Raw genomic sequence first — 21021 nt, 5'->3', positions numbered from 1 at the left:
TCCTCCGGCGGGTCGAAATGACTCGGTCAAAGAACCGTACACGAATAACCAAGAATTGGTAAAGGTAATTCCAAAGGTGCAGGTCAGGTGCCGTACGCCGGGCGTGCCGCAGCGAGCTGCCTGAGCACGTCGGTGAGGATCCGGCTGCCGGGCGGCACCAGCGGCGGCTCGTAGGTCCAGGCGTGCCCGACCCACGGGTCGGCCAGATGGTCGCTGGGCAGCGGGGTCAGCCGCAGCAGCGAGCGCCACAGCGGGTCGAGCACCGGGCCGTAGGCCGCCGCGTCCTCCCGGTCGGCCACCACCAGCAGATGCACCCCCGCCGAGGGGCCCTCGTCGGCGAGATAGCGCAGCTGGTTGACCGAGCGGTCGTCGAAGCCGTACGGGAACTCGTTGACGATCAGCAGCTGCTCGGCGGTGTCGAAGCCCGGCGGCAGGTCGTCGGCCGCGCCGCCGCGCCTGGCCATCTGGATCAGGTCGACGCGGTCGGTCAGCCGGCTCAGCAGATCGCTGACCCCGGCCGCGCCGGCCGCGGGCGGCGGCAGCACCAGGGCGCCGCCGGCATGCAGCGGGGCCAGCGCGGTCGCGCCCGAGCCCGCCGGGTCCAGGGCGTGCACCGCGAAGGCGCCCACCGGGTGCGAGGCGAGCAGCCTGGCGGCTATCGCCACCGCGGCCTCCATGGCCGCCCGGCGGTCCTCCGCGCTGTCCATCCACAGCCCGCGCTCCAGCGGGAGCCGGCTGAGCAGCGGGATGCGCAGCTCGGGCACCTCCGGCAGGCACAGGCTGCCCAGGCGTACCGCCAGCGGCAGCCGGCCCGGCACCCGGTAGCCGTGCCACACCGGATTCTCCCAGCCGGCGAACTCCGGCGGCAGCGCCGGCTCGACGGCCTCGGCCTCCGCAACGAGCTGCGCCAGGTCCCGGTCGAGCACCGCCCTGGCCTGGTCGACCAGCGCGGCCTGCTTGCCCTGGGCCGCGTCGCGGGCGGCCTCCGCCGCGGGGCCGCCCCGGGTGCGCGGATCGGCGAGCAGCCGGTCCAGCTCCTGCTCGAACCGCGACTCGGCGAAGTCGGCGGCGCTGCGATACGCGGCCACCGACCGCGACAGGTCCTCGAACATGCCCCAGACCTGGTTGTACAGCCGCTCCTCCATGGAGCGCCCGGCCGCGTCCCCGGCCACCGGCACCCGCGGCGCGTCCGCGGGCTGCTGCGGCGGCGTCGGCGGCACAGGACCGGCCTCCCGCGGCGGCGGCACCAGGCCGGGGCGCGCGGGCGCCGTGCGCCGCCGCGGGTGGCGGTAGTCGACCGGCCCGGTGGTGCCGGACGGCGGCGAGCCGCCACCCGCGGTGCGGTCGGCGGGGCGCCCGGCGGAGGTCGGCGGGGCGGGCAGGTCGACGGAGCGGGCCTGCTCGTGGCCCACCGCCGTGTGGATCGCCTCGGCCGCGCCCGCCGGGTCGGGCACGCCCTGGTCGAGGAACAGCGCGGGCAGGCCGCCGCCGTAGCCCTGGCCGACCGCGCGGACCTTCCAGGCGGACTGGCGGCGGTAGAGCTCGACGGCCAGCAGCGCGGTCTCGGCGCCGAGCCCGGTGATGGTGAAACCGGCGATGCCGGTGCCGTCCGGCGTGGTGACGGTGAGCCGGGGGACAGGGGCGGCGCCGAAGTCGGCCGGCGCGCCCGGGCGGGCCGCGGCGCCGGGCAGCGCGAGCAGCACGTGCACCCGGTGCACCGCCGGCGGCATCGCGCCCAGATCCACCGCGAGCCGGTGCTCCGCGGCGGCCTGCCGCGGCACCTCGACCCCGGCGAGCTGGGGTTCGCCGGGGTGGGCGAGCCAGTCCCCGTCGCCGACGACCCGGCCCGCCTCGTCCCCCAGGGTGACCGCGGCCACCACCGGTGTGCCCGCCGACACCCGGATCTCCAGCCGGTTGCCTGGCAGCGGATGATTCTGCCCCCGGACCAGTTCGGCCGTCATGTCCGCCGCCCCCGTCTTCCTGTGTAGGTGAACTGCTCCGGCCCTCCGGCCGGACCCGGCGTCAGAGCGCGGGAAGTATGGCCGGGATCAGGTCCTGGAACGTCCGGCCGTTGGCCGGGGTGCCGATCGCCGTCATCGACCAGCCGGTCGTCCCGCGCTGCACCTTCGCCATGATCTGCGCGGTGTACGCGCCGCCGCCGGTCAGCGTGTAACGGGCCAGCTCCAGGCCGCTGGTCTCGTCCACCAGCCGGCAGAACGCGTTCTCCACCTCGGCGAAGGTCTGGCCGGTGAAGGAGTTGACGGTGAAGACGATCTGGTCGACGTGCACCGGGACCCGGGACAGGTCGACGATGATCGACTCGTCGTCGCCGCCCTGGCCGACGCCGCCGACCAGGTTGTCGCCGGTGTGCCGGACGGAGCCGTCGTCGCTGGTCAGGTGGCGGAAGAAGACCACGTCGACCGGCTGCTTGTCGGCGAAGAGCACTGCGGAGGCGTCCAGGTCGATCTCCCTGGTGCGGCTGCCGAACAGACCGCGGCGCGGCGCCGCCTTCCAGCCCAGCCCCATCCTGACTGCCGTCAACGAGCCTCCGTCGGCCTTGCTCAGGCTGATCTTCTGGCCCTTGGTCATGTTGACCGTCACGCGCTTGCCCCTCTCACCCGTCACCCGATGTGTGCGGTTGCTGCCCCGCACACTAACAAGACGCGGGCCGGCCGTAGCCTGGTTCGTCCGGTGGCGATTTACGCCGGGGTCAAGCCATTCCAGCATCCCGCATCTGGCGCAACTCCTTCTTCAGGTCCCCCAGTTCGTCCCGGATCCGGGCGGCCACCTCGAACTGCAGCTCCGCCGCCGCCGCGTGCATCTGGTCGGTGAGCTGCCCGATCAGGTCGGCCAGCTCCTCGGCGGGCAGCGCTCCCCCGGTGCGCTTGCCGGGCTTCGCCGACAGACCGGGCACCGGCGCCTTGCCGCGCGAGCGCTGCCGCCCGGAGCCGAGCAGCTCCTCGGTGTCGGCGTCCTCGCGGGCGAAGGAGTCGAGGATGCCGGCGATCTTCTTGCGCAGCGGCTGCGGATCGACGCCACGCTCGGTGTTGTAGGCGATCTGCTTCTCGCGGCGGCGGTTGGTCTCGTCGATCGCCCGCTCCATACCGGGGGTGATCCGGTCGGCGTACATGTGCACCTGGCCCGACACGTTGCGCGCCGCGCGGCCGATGGTCTGGATCAGCGAGGTGCCTGACCGCAGGAAGCCCTCCTTGTCGGCGTCCAGGATCGCCACCAGCGACACCTCGGGCAGGTCGAGGCCCTCGCGCAGCAGGTTGATGCCGACCAGCACGTCGTACTCGCCGGCCCGCAGCTCCTGCAGCAGCTCGACCCGGCGCAGGGTGTCGATGTCGCTGTGCAGATAGCGGACCTGGATGCCCAGCTCCAGCAGGTAGTCCGTCAGGTCCTCGGACATCTTCTTGGTCAGCGTGGTGACCAGCACCCGCTCGTCCTTCTCGGTGCGCAGCCTGATCTCGTGCACCAGGTCGTCGATCTGGCCCTCGGTGGGCTTGACCACGACCTCCGGATCGATCAGACCGGTCGGGCGGATGATCTGCTCGACCACGCCGTCGCCGCGGGACAGCTCGTAGGGGCCGGGGGTCGCCGACAGGTAGACCGTCTGGCCGACCCTGGTCAGGAACTCCTCCCACTTCAGCGGCCGGTTGTCCAGCGCGGACGGCAGCCGGAAGCCGTGGTCGACCAGGGTGCGCTTGCGGGACGCGTCGCCTTCGTACATCGCGCCGATCTGCGGCACGGTGACATGCGACTCGTCCACCACCAGCAGGAAGTCCTCGGGGAAGTAGTCGATGAGGGTGTCCGGGGCGCTGCCCTGCACGCGGCCGTCGATGTGCCGCGAGTAGTTCTCGATGCCGGAGCAGCTGCCGATCTGCCGCATCATCTCGACGTCGTAGGTGGTGCGCATCCGCAGCCGCTGGGCCTCCAGCAGCTTGCCCTGCTTCTCCATCTGCGCGAGCTGGCCATCCAGCTCGTTCTCGATGCCGGCGATGGCGCGTTCCATCCGTTCGGGGCCCGCCACGTAGTGGGTGGCGGGGAAGACGTAGATCTGCTCGTCCTCGGTGATGACCTCGCCGGTCAGCGGGTGCAGCGTGTACAGCGCCTCGATCTCGTCGCCGAACATCTCGATCCGCACGGCCAGCTGCTCGTACACCGGGAAGATCTCGATGGTGTCGCCGCGCACCCGGAAGGTGCCGCGGGTGAACGCCATGTCGTTGCGCGTGTACTGGATGTCCACGAAGCGGCGCAGCAGCTGGTCGCGGTCGATCACGTCGCCGACCTTGAGGCGCACCATCCGGTCGATGTACTCCTGCGGGGTGCCCAGGCCGTAGATGCAGGACACCGAGGCGACCACGACGACGTCGCGCCTGGTCAGCAGGGAATTCGTGGCGGAGTGCCGGAGCCGCTCCACCTCCTCGTTGATCGAGGAGTCCTTCTCGATGTAGGTGTCGGTCTGCGGGACGTACGCCTCGGGCTGGTAGTAGTCGTAGTACGAGACGAAGTACTCGACCGCGTTGTTCGGCAGCAGCTCGCGGAATTCGTTGGCCAGCTGTGCCGCGAGGGTCTTGTTCGGCGCCATCACCAGGGTGGGGCGCTGCAGCCGCTCGATCATCCAGGCCGTGGTGGCCGACTTGCCGGTGCCGGTGGCGCCCAGCAGCACCACGTCCTGCTCGCCCGCGCGGATACGCCGCTCCAGGTCGTCGATGGCGGTGGGCTGGTCACCGCTGGGCTGAAAGGGACTGACGACCTCAAAAGGCGCCACAGTGCGTTCGATGTCTGATACGGGCCGCATGTCACAACCGTACGACGACCCACCGACAATCGGCCGGGCCCCGGCTCCGCGCCCGGCCCGTTGTCGGACCCTCCCCCTACGCTGACCGGCATGACCAGTCTCGCCTGGACCCGCTACGACGCCCCCATCGGGCCGCTGCTGCTCGCGGCCACCGAGGAGGGGCTGGTCCTCGTCGCCTTCCGGGCCGACCAGGAGACCGCCGCACGGGCGGTCGCCGCCGTCGGGCGGCGGCTGGGCTGCGCGCCGGTGGAGGACGCCGCCTCCCTGGCGCCGGTGACCGCCCAGCTCGACGGCTACTTCGCGGGCACCCTGAAGGATTTCGACCTGCCGCTGGACTGGTCGCTGATCACCGGCTTCCAGCGCCGGGTGCTGCGCGAGCTGGCCGAGGGCGTGCCGTACGGCACGGTGGTCGGCTATCAGGACCTCGCCGACCGGGTCGGCGAGCCGGACGCGGCCCGCGCGGTGGGCGGCGCCATGGGTGCGAACCCGCTGCCGGTGGTGGTGCCCTGCCACCGGGTGATCGAGAGCGGCGGCGGCATAGGCGGCTTCGGCGGCGGCCTGGAGATCAAGCGGACGCTGCTGGCACTGGAGGGCGTGCTGCCCGCGCCGCTCTTCTGAGCGGCGACGGCCCCGGGGCCCCGGCAGGGCGGCGGGGCGGCGCGGTCAGTCCTCGGACGTCCTCGGGTCGGGGATCTGCAGCGGCGGCACCGGCCCCGGCAGCTCGCTGCGGCCGGCCTGCTCGACCTCGGCCGGTGCCGGCCCGGACGGGGCCGGCGTGACCTCGGTGCCGGCGGGCTGCTCCTCGACGGCGGCGGGCGCGGCCGGCGCGGCCGCGCCCGAGCCCGCGGCGGCGCGGTCGAAGAAGCGCAGCAGCTCCACGGGGAAGGGCAGCACCAGCGTCGAGTTCTTCTCGGCTGCGACCTCCACCACGGTCTGCAGCATGCGCAGCTGCAGCGCCGCCGGATTGGCGTCCATGGTCCTGGCCGCCTCGGAGAGCTTGTGCGAGGCCTGGAGCTCGCCGTCGGCGGTGATGATCCTGGCCCGCCGCTCGCGGTCGGCCTCGGCCTGCCGTGCCATCGAGCGCTTCATGGACTCCGGCAGCGCGACGTCCTTGATCTCGACCCGGTCGATGTGCACGCCCCAGCCGGTGGCGGGCGTGGACAGCATCAGCTCCAGGCCCTCGTGCAGCTTCTCCCGCCCGGACAGCAGGTCGTCCAGGTCGCTCTTGCCGATGATCGAGCGCAGCGAGGTCTGCGCGACCTGGAGCATCGCGAACTGGTAGTTCTGCACGTCCACGGTCGCCCGGACCGGGTCGACCACCCGGAAGTAGAGCACCGCGTCCACCCGGACCGAGACGTTGTCGCGAGTGATGCCCTCCTGCGAGGGCACCGGCATGGTGACGACCTGCATGTTGACCTTGGTCATCCGGTCGACGAAGGGCAGTAGCAGCCGCGGCCCGGGTTCCTTGGGCAGCGCGTTGACCCGGCCGAAGCGGTAGACGACGCCGCGCTCGTACTGCTTGACGACCCGGACGCTGCTCATCAGCCCTATCAGGCCGATCACCGCTGCCACGACGAGCAGCACCACGATGGCTTCCATGTCCCCCGCTCCCCTCGGTCAAGGGTGTGAAGATAACGGCAGCGCCCGCCCGACGCATCATCGGGGGGCGCTTTCTTGACAGGAGTTTGACGAGCCGTCGGCAGGCGGGACCGGTCGCCCGGTGGGCCGCTCCCGCCGGGCCGGAGCGACGCTCCAGGTCCGGTGGCCGGCCCGACCCCTGGGCCGTGTCTGACAATCCCGCCTGGGCCGCGGTGTCTGGCACGACCTAGTCGTCGAAGCGGGCCGCGGCGAGGTAGTCCGGGCGCGGGTCGAGGGCGGCGGCCAGCCGGAAGTGCCGCTTGGCCTCGTCCGCCCGGCCGGCTCGCTCCAGGGTGCGCCCGAGCGCGAAGTGGGCGAACGCGTTGTCCGGCTCGCGTTCCAGCACGATCTGGAACTCCAGCTCCGCGGGCCGCAGTTGCGCGGCCAGGAAGAACGCACGGGCCCGCAGCAGGCGGGCCGCGGTGTTGTCCGGGTGCGTCGCGATCACCGGGTCGAGCAGCTTCACGGCACCACGCGGATCGCGCGCGGCGAGCAGCTGCTCGGCGGCGCGGAAGTCGATGACATCGGTCTCGGGTGTGCGCTCGGGCAAATCCGCCTCCCTGACATCGGGGCACGGGGACGAATGATCGTCTGGTCAGACATACCCAACACATCGGTCGGCAACCGCATTCCCCACGTACGGCCCACTCCGGCGGATCCGGTCACACCCCGTCGCCCTGCGCGTCGCCCGGTGTGCCCGCCCGCTCCCGCAGCCGCTCCCACACCGCGCGCACCTGCGTCTCCAGCGCGTCCAGCGGCCCTTCGTTGTCGATCACCAGGTCGGCGACCGCCAGCCGCTCGGCCCTGCTCGCCTGGGCGGCCATCCGGGCGCGGGCGTCGTCCTCGGTCATGCCGCGGACCCGTACCAGCCGGTCGAGCTGGGTGCCGGGGTCGACGTCGACCACCACGACCAGGTCGTAGGCCGGGGCCAGGCCGTTCTCGGTAAGCAGCGGGACGTCGTGCAGCACGATCGCGTCGGGCCCTGCGGACCGCTGCAGCTCCGCGGCGCGGGCGCCGACCAGCGGGTGCACGATCGCGTTGAGCGCCTTGCGGCGGTCCTCGTCGGCGAAGACGACCGCGCCGAGCCTCGGCCGGTCAAGCGATCCGTCCGGGGCCAGCACCTCGGTGCCGAACTCGGCGACCACCGCGGCGAGCCCCTCGGTGCCGGGCGCCACCACCTCGCGGGCGATCCGGTCGGAGTCGACCAGGACCGCCCCGTAGGACGCGAGCAGCCGCGCCACCTCGCTCTTGCCGGCCCCGATACCGCCGGTCAGACCCACAGTCAGCATGGCCGCCAGCCTACCCAGCGGCCTGCCGGGCGATCCGCTCAGCGGCCGCCGTCGTCCTCCCGGTCGGCGAGGAAGCGCTCGAACTCCGCCGCGAGGTCGTCGGCCGAGGGCAGGTCGACGGGCTCGGCGATCAGGCTGTCGCGGGACTGCGCCCCGGCGACCGCGTCGTACTGGCTCTCCAGGCCGCGCACCACGGACACCAGCTCGCCGTCCCCCTCGGCGACCTGCCGGTCGATCTCGACCCGCACGGTGTGTGCCTCGTTGCGCAGGGCGTGGGCGATCTCCGGCAGCACCAGGCCGGTGGCGGCGGTGATCGCCTCCAGGACGGCCAGCGCGGCGTCCGGATACGGGGAGCGCGCCAGGTAGTGCGGCACGTGCGCGGCGACACCGAGCACGTCGCGGCCGGCCTCGGCCAGCCGCAGCTCGACCAGCGCGGACGCGCTGCCCGGCACCTGGGCCTCGTCGAACCAGGCACGGTGACCCGGCATCAGATCGACCCGGTTGCCGTGCGGGGTGAGCCCGACTGGGCGGGTGTGCGGGACACCCATCGGGATGCCGTGGAAGTTGATGGCGAGCCGGACACCGAGGCGTTCGATGACCTGCAGCACCGCGGTGGCGAAGCGCTCCCACTCCACGTCCGGTTCCGAGCCGGTGAGCAGCAGGAACGGGGTGCCGGTGGTGTCGCGCACCAGGTAGAGGTCGATCTCCGGCGCCTCGTATGACGTCCAGTGGTCGCGTTCGAAGGTCATCAGCGGGCGGCGGGCCCGGTAGTCCACCAGCCGGTCGGCGTCGAAGCGCGCGACGAGCTGGTTGTCGAGCCGGTCGAGCAGCTGCTGGCTGATCTGTTCACCGGTCTCACCGGCGTCCATGAACCCCTCGAAGTGGTACAGCAGTACGGGCCCCGCGTCCCCGACCGCTTCGTCCACGGCCTCGGCCCCGCCCGGCACGTACTCGTACAGCCCTTGCGGATCCAGCACGATGATCGTCCTCCTCGTTCTCTGTCACCACAACGAACAACCCGGGCCCGCCATTCCCGCCCCGGCCCGGCGGACCCGGCCGCGGCACACAACGCGGCCCCGCTCCCCGGAGAGGGGGGCGGGGCCGCGACGGCTGCGGTCAGCGGTCAGCTCTGGCCGCCGGCCAGCTTCTCGCGCAGGGCCGCAAGGGCCTCGTCGGAGGCCAGCGCGCCGGAGGTGTCGTCGGACTCCGAGGAGTACGAACCGCCGCCGGTGCCCGTGCCGCCGGGAGCCGGAGCCGCGGAGCCGGCTTCGGCCGCCGCCTGCTCGTCGGCCTCGCGGGACTTGATGACCTGGGCCTGGTGCTGCTCGAAGCGGGTCTGGGCCGTGGCGTACTGGCCTTCCCACTCCTCGCGCTGCTTGTCGTAGCCCTCGAGCCAGTCGTTGGTCTCGGGGTCGAAGCCCTCGGGGTAGATGTAGTTCCCCTGGTCGTCGTACGACGCGGCCATGCCGTAGAGCGTCGGGTCGAACTCGACCGAGGCCGGGTCGCTGCCGAAGGACTCGTTGGCCTGCTTGAGCGACAGCGAGATCCGGCGCCGCTCCAGGTCGATGTCGATGACCTTGACGAAGATCTCGTCGTTGACCTGGACGACCTGCTCCGGGATCTCCACGTGGCGCTCGGCCAGCTCGGAGATGTGGACCAGGCCCTCGATGCCCTCGTCGACGCGGACGAACGCACCGAACGGGACGAGCTTGGTGACCTTGCCGGGCACGACCTGGCCGATCTGGTGCGTCCGGGCGAACTGCTGCCACGGGTCTTCCTGGGTCGCCTTCAGCGACAGCGAGACGCGCTCGCGGTCCATGTCGACGTCCAGGACCTCGACCGTGACCTCCTGGCCGACCTCGACCACCTCGGAGGGGTGGTCGATGTGCTTCCAGGACAGCTCCGAGACGTGCACCAGACCGTCGACACCGCCGAGGTCCACGAACGCACCGAAGTTGACGATGGAGGAGACGACGCCGGAGCGCACCTGGCCCTTCTGCAGGGTGGTGAGGAAGGTCTGGCGGACCTCGCTCTGGGTCTGCTCCAGCCAGGCACGGCGGGACAGGACCACGTTGTTGCGGTTCTTGTCCAGCTCGATGATCTTGGCTTCGAGCTCCTTGCCCACGTAGGGCTGCAGGTCGCGCACGCGCCGCATCTCGACCAGCGACGCGGGCAGGAAGCCGCGCAGGCCGATGTCGAGGATGAGGCCGCCCTTGACGACCTCGATGACGGTACCGGTGACGATGCCGTCCTCTTCCTTGATCTTCTCGATCGTGCCCCAAGCGCGCTCGTACTGCGCACGCTTCTTCGAGAGGATCAGGCGGCCTTCCTTGTCCTCCTTCTGGAGAACCAGGGCCTCGATCTCATCGCCCACGGCGACGACCTCGTTGGGGTCGACGTCGTGCTTGATGGAGAGCTCGCGGGAGGGGATGACACCTTCGGTCTTGTAACCGATGTCGAGCAGGACCTCGTCCCGGTCGACCTTCACGATGACGCCGTCGACGATGTCGCCGTCGTTGAAGTACTTGATCGTCTCGTCGATCGCGGCGAGGAAAGCTTCCTCGTTGCCGATGTCGTTGACCGCCACCTGCGGGGTGGTACGAGGGGCCTCGGTGCTGCTCGTCATTAGGGAAAGGACTCCGGTACGGACAGTAAGTCGTAGGTACTGCTACGCCTGGAGCCTTTTTCAATCCTGCCCCGATACCGACGGCCGACGGCCGTGGGGATCATGCAACAGATTCGAGCGTGGCCTGCTCCGTCTGAGGCGCGCAGGCTCGCAGCGCAACTTGTAGCATACGGGGGCAGCCGGGCACGGTCAATGCACGAAGACCGCACCGGGCGCGTAACGAACCAAACCGGCGTAAGTCCCCCGACCGCAGGTCTTTTCAGAGAGTACGACGACTGGCGCGATGATCCAAGGACCTGAACCTGAAGCTACCCGGCGCACCGCCGGGATCACGGAGAGCAGCCGGGCCAGTCGTGGCTGGTGGGACCGCAACGCGGACGCCTACCAGATCGAGCACGGCGACTTCCTCGGCGACGACCGGTTCGTCTGGGGCCCGGAAGGCCTGGACGAGGCGGACGCCGGGCTGCTCGGCACGGTGGCCGGCCTCAAGGGCCGCACGGTGCTGGAGATCGGCGCGGGCGCGGCCCAGTGCTCGCGCTGGCTGGCCGCGCGGGGCGCGCGGCCGGTGGCCCTCGACCTGTCGCGGCGGCAGCTGCAGCACGCCCGGCGGATCGACCAGGAGCCCGGCAGGCCGGCACCGCTGCCGCTGGTGCAGGCCGACGCCGCCTTCCTGCCCTTCGCCGACGCCTCCTTCGACCTGGCCTGCTCGGCCTACGGAGCGCTGCCCTTCATCGCCGACACCGCCCGGGTGCAGCGGGAGGTGCGCCGGGTGCTGCGGCCCGGGGGGCGCTGGGTCTTCTCGGTCACCCACCCGGTGCGCTGGGCCTTCCCCGACGAGCCGGGGCCCGACGGCCTGACCGCGGTGTCCTCCTACTTCGACCGGACGCCCTACGTCGAGCAGGACGACCGGGGCCTCGCCGTCTACGTCGAGCACCACCGCACGCTGGGCGACCGGGTCCGCGAGATCGCCGCGGCCGGGCTGCGCCTGGTCGATCTGGTCGAACCGGAGTGGCCGCGGTGGAACGAGCAGGAGTGGGGCGGCTGGTCCCCGCTGCGCGGCCGGCTGCTGCCCGGTACGGCGATCTTCGTGTGCGTGGCGGAATGACGGGACGCGCGGGCACCCGCGGTGCCGCCCGCCGGCGCGGCCCGGGCCGCCCCACAGCTACGCGGGCGGTGCCGTGGCCGGGCCGGTAGCCGGCGGGGCGGGTACCGGCGGCCTCGCGATCCGGGCCGAGGGGCACGCGCTGCCGGTGGCCGCGGTCGTACCCGCCCTGCTCGGCGCGCTCGCGGACCGCGGCTGCGCGGTGCTGGCCGCACCGCCGGGCACCGGCAAGACCACGCTGGTGCCGCTGCTGCTGGCCGGCGCCGACGGCGGTCCCCCGGGGCGCGTGCTCGTCGCCGAGCCGCGCCGGATGGCGGCCAGGGCCGCCGCCCGGCGGATGGCCTGGCTGCTGGGCGAACAGGTCGGCGGCACCGTCGGCTTCACCGTCCGGGGCGAGCGGCGGGTGTCGGCGGCCACCACCGTGGAGGTGGTGACCACCGGGGTGCTGCTGCAACGTCTGCAGCGCGACCCGGAGTTGGCCGGCGTCGGCACCGTCGTGCTCGACGAGTGCCACGAGCGGCACCTCGACGCGGACACCGCGATGGCCTTCCTGCTGGACGTACGCGCCACGCTGCGGCCTGACCTGCGGCTGATCGCCGCGTCCGCGACCACCGACACGGCGGCGTGGGCCGCGCTGCTCGACGCCCCGGTGGTGGAGGCGGCCGGGGTGCTGCACCCGGTGGCCGTCCGGTGGGCGCCGCCGCCGCGGCAGGTGCGCCCGCCGCACGGCATGCGGGTGGACCCCGCGCTGCTCGACCATGTCGCGGCGGTGGTCCGCCGGGCACTGGCCGAGGGCGGGGACAGCGGGGACGTGCTGTGCTTCCTGCCGGGCGTCGGGGAGATCGCCCGGGTCGCCGGAATGCTGTCCGGCCTCGGAGTCGACGTCCTGCAGCTGCACGGCCGGGCACCGGCCGCCGTCCAGGACGCGGCGCTGGCCCCGGGGCAGCGGCGCCGGGTCCTGCTGGCCACGTCGGTCGCCGAGTCCAGCCTGACCGTGCCCGGAGTGCGGGCGGTGGTCGACAGCGGCCTGGCCCGCGAGCCGCGGATGGACCACGCCAGGGGCCTCGGGGCGCTCACCACCGTCAAGGTGTCGCGGGCCGCGGCGGAGCAGCGCGCCGGGCGCGCCGGCCGTGAGGCGCCCGGCACCGTCTACCGGTGCTGGGCGCAGGGCGAGCACGACCGGCTCTCCCGGCAGCCCGCACCGGAGATCGCGCTGGCCGACCTCACCGGCTTCGCCTTGCAGGCCGCGTGCTGGGGCGAGCCCGACGCGACCGGGCTCGCCCTGCTCGACCCGCCGCCGCCCGGCGCCCTGGCCGCCGCCCGCAGCACGCTGCGCACGCTGGACGCGGTCGACGCGGCGGGGCGCGCCACCCCGCGCGGGCGGCGGCTCGGCCTGCTCGGGCTGCACCCCCGGCTGGCCCGCGCCCTGCTGGACGCCGCGCCCACGCTGGGCGCCACGCGCGCCGCCGAGGTGACCGCGCTGCTGTCGGAGGAGGTCCCGGCCGGTTACGGCCCCGACCTGACCGCCGCCTGGCACACCGCCCGCCGCGCCGGCGACGCCTACGGCAACCGCTGGCGCGCCGAGACGCGGCGGCTGGAAGCGGCACTGCGTACGTCGCAGGCCGGCGAGCACGGCCGCGGGCGCGCGGGCGGGTTGAGCGACGACGCCGCCGCCGGGCTCGTGGTGGCGCTGGCCTTCCCCGAACGGCTGGCGCGGCGGCGGGCCGACGGTGCGTATCTGATGGTGTCCGGCACCGGGGCGGAGGTCGGGGCCGGCCTCGGCGGGGCGGAGTGGGTCGCGGTGGCCGTGGCTGACCGCGGAGTGGGGCGGGCGGCGGCCCGGGTGCGGCTCGCCGCGGTGGTGGACGAGGAGACCGCGCGCGGCGCCGCGGCCTGGGCGCTTGAGCGGTACGAGGAGGTGCGCTGGGCGCAGGGCGACGTGGTGGCCAGGCGGGTGGAGCGGCTGGGCGCCGTGGAGTTGACGGCGGCGCCACTGCGGTCAGCCGACCCCGCCGCGGTGCGAGCCGCGCTGCTCGACGGGCTCGCCGCCGAGGGCACCGGGCTGCTGCGGTGGACCAGGGACGCCCGGGAGCTGCGGCAGCGCATCGCGTTCGTCCACCGGGTGCTGGGCGCGCCCTGGCCGGATGTCGCGGAGGACGCGCTGCTGGCCCGCGCCGCCGAGTGGCTGGGCCCCGAACTGGCCGCCGCCCGCCGCCGCGCCGACCTGGAGCGGATCGACGCGGGCGCCGCCCTGCCCCGGCTGCTGCCCTGGGCGACCGGCCAGGCGGCCAGGTTCGGCGAGCTGGCGCCGGAGCGCATCGAGGTGCCGAGCGGTTCGCGGATCCGCGTCGACTACGGCGGCGAGCAGCCCGTACTGGCGGTGAAACTCCAGGAGTTGTTCGGCCTCGCGGACACCCCGCGGATCGCCGGGGTGCCCGTGCTCGTCCACCTGCTGTCGCCCGCGGGCCGCCCGGCCGCGGTGACCGCGGACCTGGCCTCGTTCTGGCGGGAAGGCTACCGGGCGGTCCGCGCCGAACTGCGCGGCCGCTACCCGCGCCACCCGTGGCCCGAGGACCCCTCGACGGCCGCCCCGACCAAGCGCACCAACGCCCGGCGGGGCTAGGCCGTGTCTGACAAAACCCGCCTGGCCCGCGGTGTCTGGCACGGCCTAGGTCGTCAGCCGGGGTCAGTCCGCGTCGGTGGTCGCCTCGGTGGTCACGGTGACGCTGGCCGCCGGGGTCGGGGTGGACGAGCCGGACGGGCTCGGCGTGGGGGTGTCGCACGGGTCGCCGGTGGGCGTGTCCGTGGGCGTGGGCGTGGCGGTCTCGCTCGGGGTGGGGGTCGGCGACTCGGTACCGCAACCGGGGGTGGTCGGCGGGTCGGTGGGCGTCCCGGTCGGCGGGGTCGTCGTCGGGCCGCCCGGCGGGGTGCTGGGCTGACCGGTCGTCGGGGGGATGCTCGGCTTGCCCGGGCTGCTCGGCTTGCCGGGCGCGGCCGGCGGGCGGCTTACCGACGGCCTGGGGCTGGCCGGCGCGGTGGGCGGCGCGGACGGCGTGCCGGTCGGCGTACCTGTCGGTGTACCGGTCGGAGTACCGGCCGACGAGATCGGGTTGCCGCTGCTGCCGGGGGTGCCGGAACGGTCGGGCATCGACACGGCGCCACCCTGCCTGAAGTGGTCGTACCAGGACCTGACCAGGTCCAAGTAGGCCTGCGAGTGGTTGTAGCCGAGGATCGCCCGGTCCATCTCCTTCGGCACGGCCAGGTCGCGGCCGCCCGCGCACAGGTAGTGGGCGGCGGCGAGCGCGGCGTCGTAGACATTGTTGGGGTTGTCGACCCCGTCGCCGTTGCCGTCCACACCCCAGTGCTCCCACGTGGAGGGGATGAACTGCATGGGCCCGACGGCCCGGTCGTGCACCGCGTCGCCGTCGTAACGGCCGCCGTCGGTGTCGGTGATGTCCGCGAAGCCCTTGCCGTTGAGCACCGGGCCCAGGATCGGGGAGTACGTGGTGCCGTTCGCGTCGACCGCGCCGCCGCGGGCCTGGCCCGACTCCACCTGACCGATGGCGGCGAGCAGTTGCCACGGCAGGTGGCAGCCGGGGTCGCTCTCGGCGACGGACGCCTCGGCGCGCTGATACGCCGCGAGCACGGTCGCGGGCAGTCCCGCGCTGCCGCCGGGCAGGTTCACCGAGGTGCCGGGCGTGGTCGGCGGGGTCACCAGCGGCGGGCCGGTCGGGGTGTTCAGCGGCGGCAGGTCGGTGATGTACGGCGAGCCGCCGTCGATGGCCGGGCCGGGCGGCGGCGCGACCGCGGACGGGGCCTCCTGATGCTCGGCTGCGTGGGCGACCGGGAGGAAGCCCGGTGCCTGCGACGCGCTGAGCGCCGCCATCGCTGCGGCGGCGACCGCGGTGCCCGCCGCTCCCCTGCGTAGCCTCCGGCCATACCGCCGCGCTGCCATGGAGCGGTCCCCTCCCAGTACTCGAACGCGCCGTCTCCGGCGCCACAACTTGACCGACCCTACGGCAACTTGCATCACGTGACCACCACAAAGGCGTGCTCAAAATGTGCGCAAACGGGCAGTGCCCGCTTGTCACCGTGCAGCGTTTCCCCCCTGGTCATCCGCACGTCGTCGAAGCGTCCGCGCACCACGGAAGAACGCCGGTCCACCGCCGTACGGGCAGCGTGCGGTGCCCGTACGGCGGGGTCGGCGCGCCCGCACCGGCCCGCGCGGACCCGCACTTTCGGCCACGCCCGCCGGGTGGCGGCCCCCCCGCGTGACCCCCTCAGTGCGCGGCCGACTCCCAGTCCGGGCCGACGCCCACCGACACGTCCAGCGGCGCCCGCAGCGGATACGCCCCGGCCATCTCGCGGCGCACCAGTTCCTCGACCTTCTCCCGCTCGCCGGGGGCGACTTCCAGCACGATCTCGTCGTGCACCTGGAGCAGCATCCGGGAGCTCAGCTGCTCCGCGGTCAGCGCCTCGTCCACCCGCAGCATGGCGATCTTCACGATGTCGGCCGCCGAGCCCTGGATCGGGGCGTTCAGCGCCATCCGCTCGGCCGTCTCCCGGCGCTGCCGGTTGTCGCTGTTGAGGTCGGGCAGATAGCGGCGGCGGCCCAGCAGCGTCTGCGTGTAACCGGTGCCGCGGGCCTCCTCCACCACCCGGTGCAGATAGTCCCGCACCCCGCCGAACCGCTCGAAGTACGTCTCCATCAGCGCCCGCGCCTCGGCGGCCTCGATCCCCAGCTGCTGGGAGAGCCCGAACGCCGACAGGCCGTACGCCAGACCGTAGGACATCGCCTTGATCTTGCGGCGCATCTCCGGGTCGACCGCGTCCCTGCCGACCGCGAAGACCTGCGAGCCGACCGTCGTGTGCAGGTCCTCGCCGGTGGTGAACGCGGCGATCAGGCCCTCGTCCTCGGACAGATGGGCCATCACCCGCAGTTCGATCTGGCTGTAGTCGGCGGTCAGCAGCGATTCGTACCCCTCGCCGACGACGAAGCCGCGCCGGATCGCCCGGCCCTCGTCGGTGCGGATCGGCACGTTCTGCAGATTCGGGTCGGTGGACGACAGCCGCCCGGTCGCCGCCACGGTCTGGCTGAAGCTGGTGTGGATCCGCCCGTCCGGGGCGATCGTCTTGACCAGGCCCTCCACCGTGACCCGCAGCTTGGCCTGCTCCCGGTGCCGCAGCATGATCACCGGCAGCTCGTGGTCGGTCTGCGCGGCCAGCCACGCCAGCGCGTCGGCGTCCGTGGTGTAACCGGTCTTGGTCTTCTTGGTCTTGGCCAGCGCCAGCTCGCCGAACAGCACCTCCTGGAGCTGCTTGGGCGAGCCCAGGTTGAACTCGTGCCCCACCGAGGCGTGCGCCTCGCCCACCGCATGCTGCACCGCGGCGGCGAACTGCTCCTCCAGTCCCTCCAGATGAGCGCGGTCCGCCGCGATCCCGGCGCGCTCCATCCGGGCCAGCAGCGCCGACGTCGGCAGCTCCACGTCGTGCAGCAGCTCGGTCGCGCCGACCTCGGGCAGCCGCTCGCCGAAGACCTCGCCGAGGTCGAGGACCGTACGCGCCTGGACCATCAGCGCACCCGCCGCGGCCGCGCCCTCGTCCTCCTCCTCGCTCTCCTCGCCGAAGGCCAGCTGCCCGCTGCCGGAGTCCACCGGTGCCAGCTCGCGGCCCAGATACTCCACCGACAGCACGTCGAGCGCGAAGGAGCGGCGGCCGGGCTTGATCAGATACGCGGCCAGCGCGGTGTCCATCGACACCCCGGCCACCGACCAGCCGTGCTCGGCGAAGACCCGGGCGACGTTCTTCGCGTTGTGCAGCACCTTGGGGCGCTGCGGGTCGGCGAGCCAGCCGACGAAGGCCTGCTCGTCGGCCTCGTCCAGCTGCGCCGGGTCGAACCACGCGGCGTCCTCCGCGGACGCCAGCGCGACCTGGGTGACACTCCCGGCGCCCAGCCCCCAGGCGTCCACGCTGGCCAGGCCGAGCGGCCCGGCGCTGCGCGCGGCCAGCCACCCGGGCAGGTCACCGGCGGCCAGCACGGTGCCGTCGACGGCGACGCCCGCGGCGACCTCCACCTCCTCCAGCTCTGCGCCGGGATCGGCGGCGAACAGCCGCTCCCGCAGATTCGCGTTGTGGAACTCCAGCACGTCGAGCACCCCGACCAGCGTCTGCCGGTCGTACGGCACCCGCGCCAGGCCCTCGGGGGTCAGCGGCAGCTGGACGTCCCGCACCATCTCGGTCAGCCGCCGGTTGAGCTTGACGGCGTCCAGGTGGGCCCGCAGATTCTCACCCGCCTTGCCCTTCACCTCGTCGACCCGCTCGACCAGCTCGGCGAACGACCCGAACTGGGTGATCCACTTGGCCGCCGTCTTCTCCCCCACGCCGGGAATGCCCGGCAGGTTGTCCGAGGGGTCGCCGCGCAGCGCCGCGAAGTCCGGATACTGCTGCGGGGTCAGTCCGTACCGCTCCTCGACCTTCGCCGGGGTGTAGCGGGTCAGCTCCGAAACGCCCTTGGTCGGGTAGAGCACGGTGACATGGTCGCTGACCAGCTGGAACGCATCCCGGTCGCCGGTCACGATCAGCACGTCGTACCCCAGCTCCTCGGCCTGGGTGGCCAGGGTGGCGATGATGTCGTCCGCCTCGTACCCGTCGACCGCGAAGCGGTTGACCCCCATCGCGTCCAGCAGCTCGCCGATGAGCTCCACCTGGCTGCGGAACTCGTCGGGGGTCTTGGAGCGGGTCGCCTTGTACTCCGGATACTCGTCGAAGCGCCACGTCTTGCGCGACACGTCGAAGGCGACCGCCAGATGCGTCGGCGCCTCGTCACGCAGCGTGTTCGACAGCATGGACGTGAAACCGTAGATCGCGTTCGTCGGCTGGCCCGTGGCAGTGCTGAAGTTCTCCACGGGCAGCGCGTAGAACGCCCGGTACGCCAGCGAGTGCCCGTCAAGCAGCATCAGGCGGGGGCGGTCGTTCGTCGTCTTCGATGCGTTCTTTGCCACACAGGAATCCTCCCACGCCCCACCGACAGTCTTTCTGCCGCCTTCTCGCCTCCGGGCGCTTTTGATCCGGTGTCGACGGTCGATCGTGCTCGATCCCTTCGTTCCTCAGGGACCTCCGCGCGTTCTCCCTTTCGACACCGGCGCGCCCTTTGGCTCGCCGGCTACACCGGGGCAGGTTCGGGCCCGGAGGCGGGAAGGCGGCAAAAACAGCCGGGGTCCGGCAGCGGGGTGGCGGCATAGAGTTGGGCCATGGCCATGGCAAGGAAGCCGCCCGCAGGGGACCCCGTCCAGGACGCGCCGCGGGTCGGTGTGCCGAAGCAGGCTGCCGCCGGGCTGCCGGCGATCGGGCACACCGTCAAGGCGGCCGGGGCGCAGATGGGCGCCAGACGCTCGGCGCTGACACTGCTCAAGGTCAACCAGAAGAACGGGTTCGACTGCCCCGGGTGCGCGTGGCCGGAGCCGGAGCACCGGCACACCTTCGAGTTCTGCGAGAACGGCGCCAAGGCCGTCGCCGAGGAGGCGACCCTGCGCCGGGTCACCCCGGACTTCTTCGCCCAGCACCCCGTCGCCGACCTGGCCGGCCGCAGCGGCTACTGGCTGGGCCAGCAGGGCCGGATCACCCAGCCGATGTATCTCGCCGAGGGCGCGGAACGCTACGAGGCGGTGCCCTGGGAGCGGGCCTTCGAACTGGTCGCCGACGAGTTGCAGGCGCTGGACAGCCCCGACGAGGCCGTCTTCTACACCTCGGGCCGCACCAGCAACGAGGCCGCCTTCCTCTTCCAGCTCTTCGCCCGGGAGTTCGGCACCAACAACCTGCCGGACTGCTCCAACATGTGCCACGAGTCCTCGGGCTCCGCGCTGATCCAGACGCTGGGCGTCGGCAAGGGCAGCGTGCTGCTCGACGACCTCTACCAGGCCGAGCTGATCATCGTCGCCGGGCAGAACCCGGGCACCAACCACCCGCGGATGCTGTCGGCACTGGAGAAGGCCAAGCGCGGCGGCGCGACGATCGTCACCGTCAACCCGCTGCCGGAAGCGGGACTCGAAAGATTCCGCAACCCGCAGAACGCCGCGGGCCTGGTCGGTGCCGGCACCGTGCTGACCGACCTGTTCCTGCCGGTCAGGCTCGGCGGCGACCAGGCGCTCTTCCGGGCCCTCGGCCGGCTGCTCATCGAAGCCGGCGCCGTGGACCGGGAGTTCATAGCCGAGCACACCCACGGCTTCGCCGACTACGAAGCTGCGGCCCTGGCGACCGACTGGACCGAGGTGCTGCGCGCCACCGGCCTGGACCGGGCCGAGATCGACAAGCTGTTCGCGCTGGCCCGCGACGCGAAGAGCATCGTCGTGTGCTGGGCGATGGGCCTGACCCAGCACAAGCACGCGGTGCCCACCATCCGCGAGGTCGTCAACTTCCTGCTGCTGGGCGGCAACGTCGGCCGCCCCGGCGCCGGAGTGTGCCCGGTGCGCGGCCACAGCAACGTGCAGGGCGACCGCACCATGGGCATCTTCGAACGGCCCGCACCGGCCTTCCTCGACGCCCTGTCCAAAGAGTTCGGCTTCGAACCGCCCCGGCAGCACGGCTTCGACGTCGTGCGGGCGATCCGGGCACTGCGGGACGGCGACGCCAAGGTCTTCTTCGCCATGGGCGGCAACTTCGTCGCCGCCTCCCCCGACACCGCGGTGACCGAGGCCGCCATGCGCCGCGCCCGCCTCACCGTCCACGTGTCGACCAAGCTGAACCGCTCGCACGTGGTGACCGGCGCCCGCGCGCTGATCCTGCCGACGCTGGGGCGTACCGAGAAGGACCGGCAGGCCGGCGGCGAGCAGTTCGTCAGCGTCGAGGACTCCATGGGCATGGTGCACGCCTCGCACGGCGGCCTGGCGCCCGCCTCCCCGCACCTGCTCTCCGAGCCGGCCATCGTCTCCCGGCTGGCCCGGGCGGTGTTCGGGGACCGCAGCAACGTGCCGTGGGCGGACTTCGAGGCCGACTACGACCTCATAAGGGACCGCGTCTCGCGCGTCGTCCCCGGCTTCGACGACTTCAACGCCAAGGTGCGCCGCCCCGGCGGCTTCACCCTTCCGCACGCCCCGCGTGACTCGCGCACCTTCCCCACCGCCACCGGCAAGGCCAACTTCACCGCCGCGCCGCTGGAGTACCCCGAGGTGCCCGAAGGGCGGCTGCTGCTCCAGACGCTGCGGTCGCACGACCAGTACAACACCACGATCTACGGCCTGGACGACCGCTACCGCGGCATAAAGGGCGGCCGCCGGGCGGTCCTGGTGCACCCCGACGACGCGGCCGCCGCGGGCCTGGCCGACGGCGAACTCGCCGACCTGGTCAGCGAGTGGACCGACGGCAGCGAGCGCCGGGCCGACGGCTTCCGGGTGGTGCACTACCCCACCCCGCGAGGCTGCGCGGCCGCCTACTACCCGGAGACCAACGTCCTCGTCCCGCTGGACCACACCGCCGACACCAGCAACACGCCCGCGTCGAAGTCCGTCGTCATCCGGCTGGAACGACCCGACCCGGCCCGCGGCTGATCCGGTCGGTGCGGTAGAAA

Annotated in this window: 14 protein-coding genes; 4 read left to right on the top strand and 10 right to left on the bottom strand. The window is 72.9% G+C overall.

Annotation, left to right across the window (positions count from 1 at the left end; all coding sequences use genetic code 11):
- Positions 1-83: 83 nt before the first annotated feature.
- The 3 genes from OG702_RS27660 to uvrB all read right to left on the bottom strand — a co-directional run bounded on the left by OG702_RS27660 (position 84) and on the right by uvrB (position 4804).
- Positions 84-1961: a TerD family protein gene (locus tag OG702_RS27660; RefSeq protein ID WP_327291654.1), complete on the bottom strand. Its 1878-nt coding sequence runs from the start codon at positions 1959-1961 to the stop codon at positions 84-86.
- A 61-nt stretch (positions 1962-2022) separates the two neighbouring features.
- On the bottom strand, positions 2023-2601 hold the full coding sequence (locus tag OG702_RS27655) for a TerD family protein (protein ID WP_327291653.1): 579 nt from the start codon (positions 2599-2601) through the stop codon (positions 2023-2025).
- A gap of 109 nt (positions 2602-2710) precedes the next feature.
- Positions 2711-4804 carry an excinuclease ABC subunit UvrB gene (uvrB, locus tag OG702_RS27650; protein ID WP_327291652.1) on the bottom strand — a complete coding sequence of 698 codons (2094 nt, stop codon included), beginning with the start codon at positions 4802-4804 and terminating at the stop codon, positions 2711-2713.
- A 90-nt stretch (positions 4805-4894) separates the two neighbouring features.
- On the opposite strand from uvrB, the gene OG702_RS27645 reads away from it, so the two are divergent.
- Positions 4895-5422, top strand: a complete 528-nt coding sequence (locus OG702_RS27645; RefSeq protein ID WP_327291651.1) for a methylated-DNA--[protein]-cysteine S-methyltransferase — start codon at positions 4895-4897, stop codon at positions 5420-5422.
- A 45-nt stretch (positions 5423-5467) separates the two neighbouring features.
- Here OG702_RS27645 and OG702_RS27640 read toward each other — a convergent pair whose 3' ends face one another.
- The 5 genes from OG702_RS27640 to rpsA all read right to left on the bottom strand — a co-directional run bounded on the left by OG702_RS27640 (position 5468) and on the right by rpsA (position 10357).
- Complete coding sequence (locus tag OG702_RS27640; RefSeq protein WP_327291650.1) at positions 5468-6403, bottom strand: slipin family protein; 936 nt, start codon at positions 6401-6403, stop codon at positions 5468-5470.
- A gap of 226 nt (positions 6404-6629) precedes the next feature.
- A complete protein-coding gene (locus OG702_RS27635; RefSeq protein ID WP_327291649.1) occupies positions 6630-6992 on the bottom strand; it encodes a tetratricopeptide repeat protein in 363 nt (120 codons plus the stop codon).
- A 112-nt stretch (positions 6993-7104) separates the two neighbouring features.
- Positions 7105-7731 carry a dephospho-CoA kinase gene (gene coaE, locus OG702_RS27630; protein WP_327291648.1) on the bottom strand — a complete coding sequence of 209 codons (627 nt, stop codon included), beginning with the start codon at positions 7729-7731 and terminating at the stop codon, positions 7105-7107.
- A gap of 38 nt (positions 7732-7769) precedes the next feature.
- On the bottom strand, positions 7770-8708 hold the full coding sequence (locus OG702_RS27625; RefSeq protein ID WP_327291647.1) for a PAC2 family protein: 939 nt from the start codon (positions 8706-8708) through the stop codon (positions 7770-7772).
- A 146-nt stretch (positions 8709-8854) separates the two neighbouring features.
- A complete protein-coding gene (gene rpsA, locus OG702_RS27620; RefSeq protein ID WP_327291646.1) occupies positions 8855-10357 on the bottom strand; it encodes a 30S ribosomal protein S1 in 1503 nt (500 codons plus the stop codon).
- Positions 10358-10640: 283 nt separating this feature from the next.
- Here rpsA and OG702_RS27615 point away from each other — a divergent pair, with 283 nt between their 5' ends.
- The gene (locus tag OG702_RS27615; protein WP_327291645.1) at positions 10641-11462 is read left to right on the top strand and encodes a class I SAM-dependent methyltransferase; all 822 of its coding nucleotides are present in this window, start codon (positions 10641-10643) and stop codon (positions 11460-11462) included.
- Positions 11463-11580: 118 nt separating this feature from the next.
- A complete protein-coding gene (hrpB, locus tag OG702_RS27610) occupies positions 11581-14082 on the top strand; it encodes an ATP-dependent helicase HrpB (protein WP_327293399.1) in 2502 nt (833 codons plus the stop codon).
- Between the two features lie 63 nt (positions 14083-14145).
- Here the strand turns inward: hrpB and OG702_RS27605 are convergent, their stop codons facing one another.
- Both OG702_RS27605 and polA read right to left on the bottom strand, forming a co-directional pair.
- Positions 14146-15414 (bottom strand): lytic transglycosylase domain-containing protein, encoded by a 1269-nt coding sequence (locus tag OG702_RS27605; protein ID WP_327291644.1) that lies wholly within the window; start codon positions 15412-15414, stop codon positions 14146-14148.
- A 325-nt stretch (positions 15415-15739) separates the two neighbouring features.
- On the bottom strand, positions 15740-18460 hold the full coding sequence (polA, locus tag OG702_RS27600) for a DNA polymerase I (protein WP_327291643.1): 2721 nt from the start codon (positions 18458-18460) through the stop codon (positions 15740-15742).
- Positions 18461-18715: 255 nt separating this feature from the next.
- Here polA and OG702_RS27595 point away from each other — a divergent pair, with 255 nt between their 5' ends.
- A complete protein-coding gene (locus OG702_RS27595; RefSeq protein ID WP_327293398.1) occupies positions 18716-21001 on the top strand; it encodes an FdhF/YdeP family oxidoreductase in 2286 nt (761 codons plus the stop codon).
- The last annotated feature ends 20 nt before the right edge of the window (positions 21002-21021 follow it).

Origin of the sequence: Streptomyces sp. NBC_01198 (genome assembly GCF_036010485.1) — a bacterium.
Taxonomy (GTDB): domain Bacteria; phylum Actinomycetota; class Actinomycetes; order Streptomycetales; family Streptomycetaceae; genus Actinacidiphila.
The sequence above is the reverse complement of the archived record's forward strand: the minus strand, read 5'-3'. Positions and strand labels throughout refer to the sequence as shown.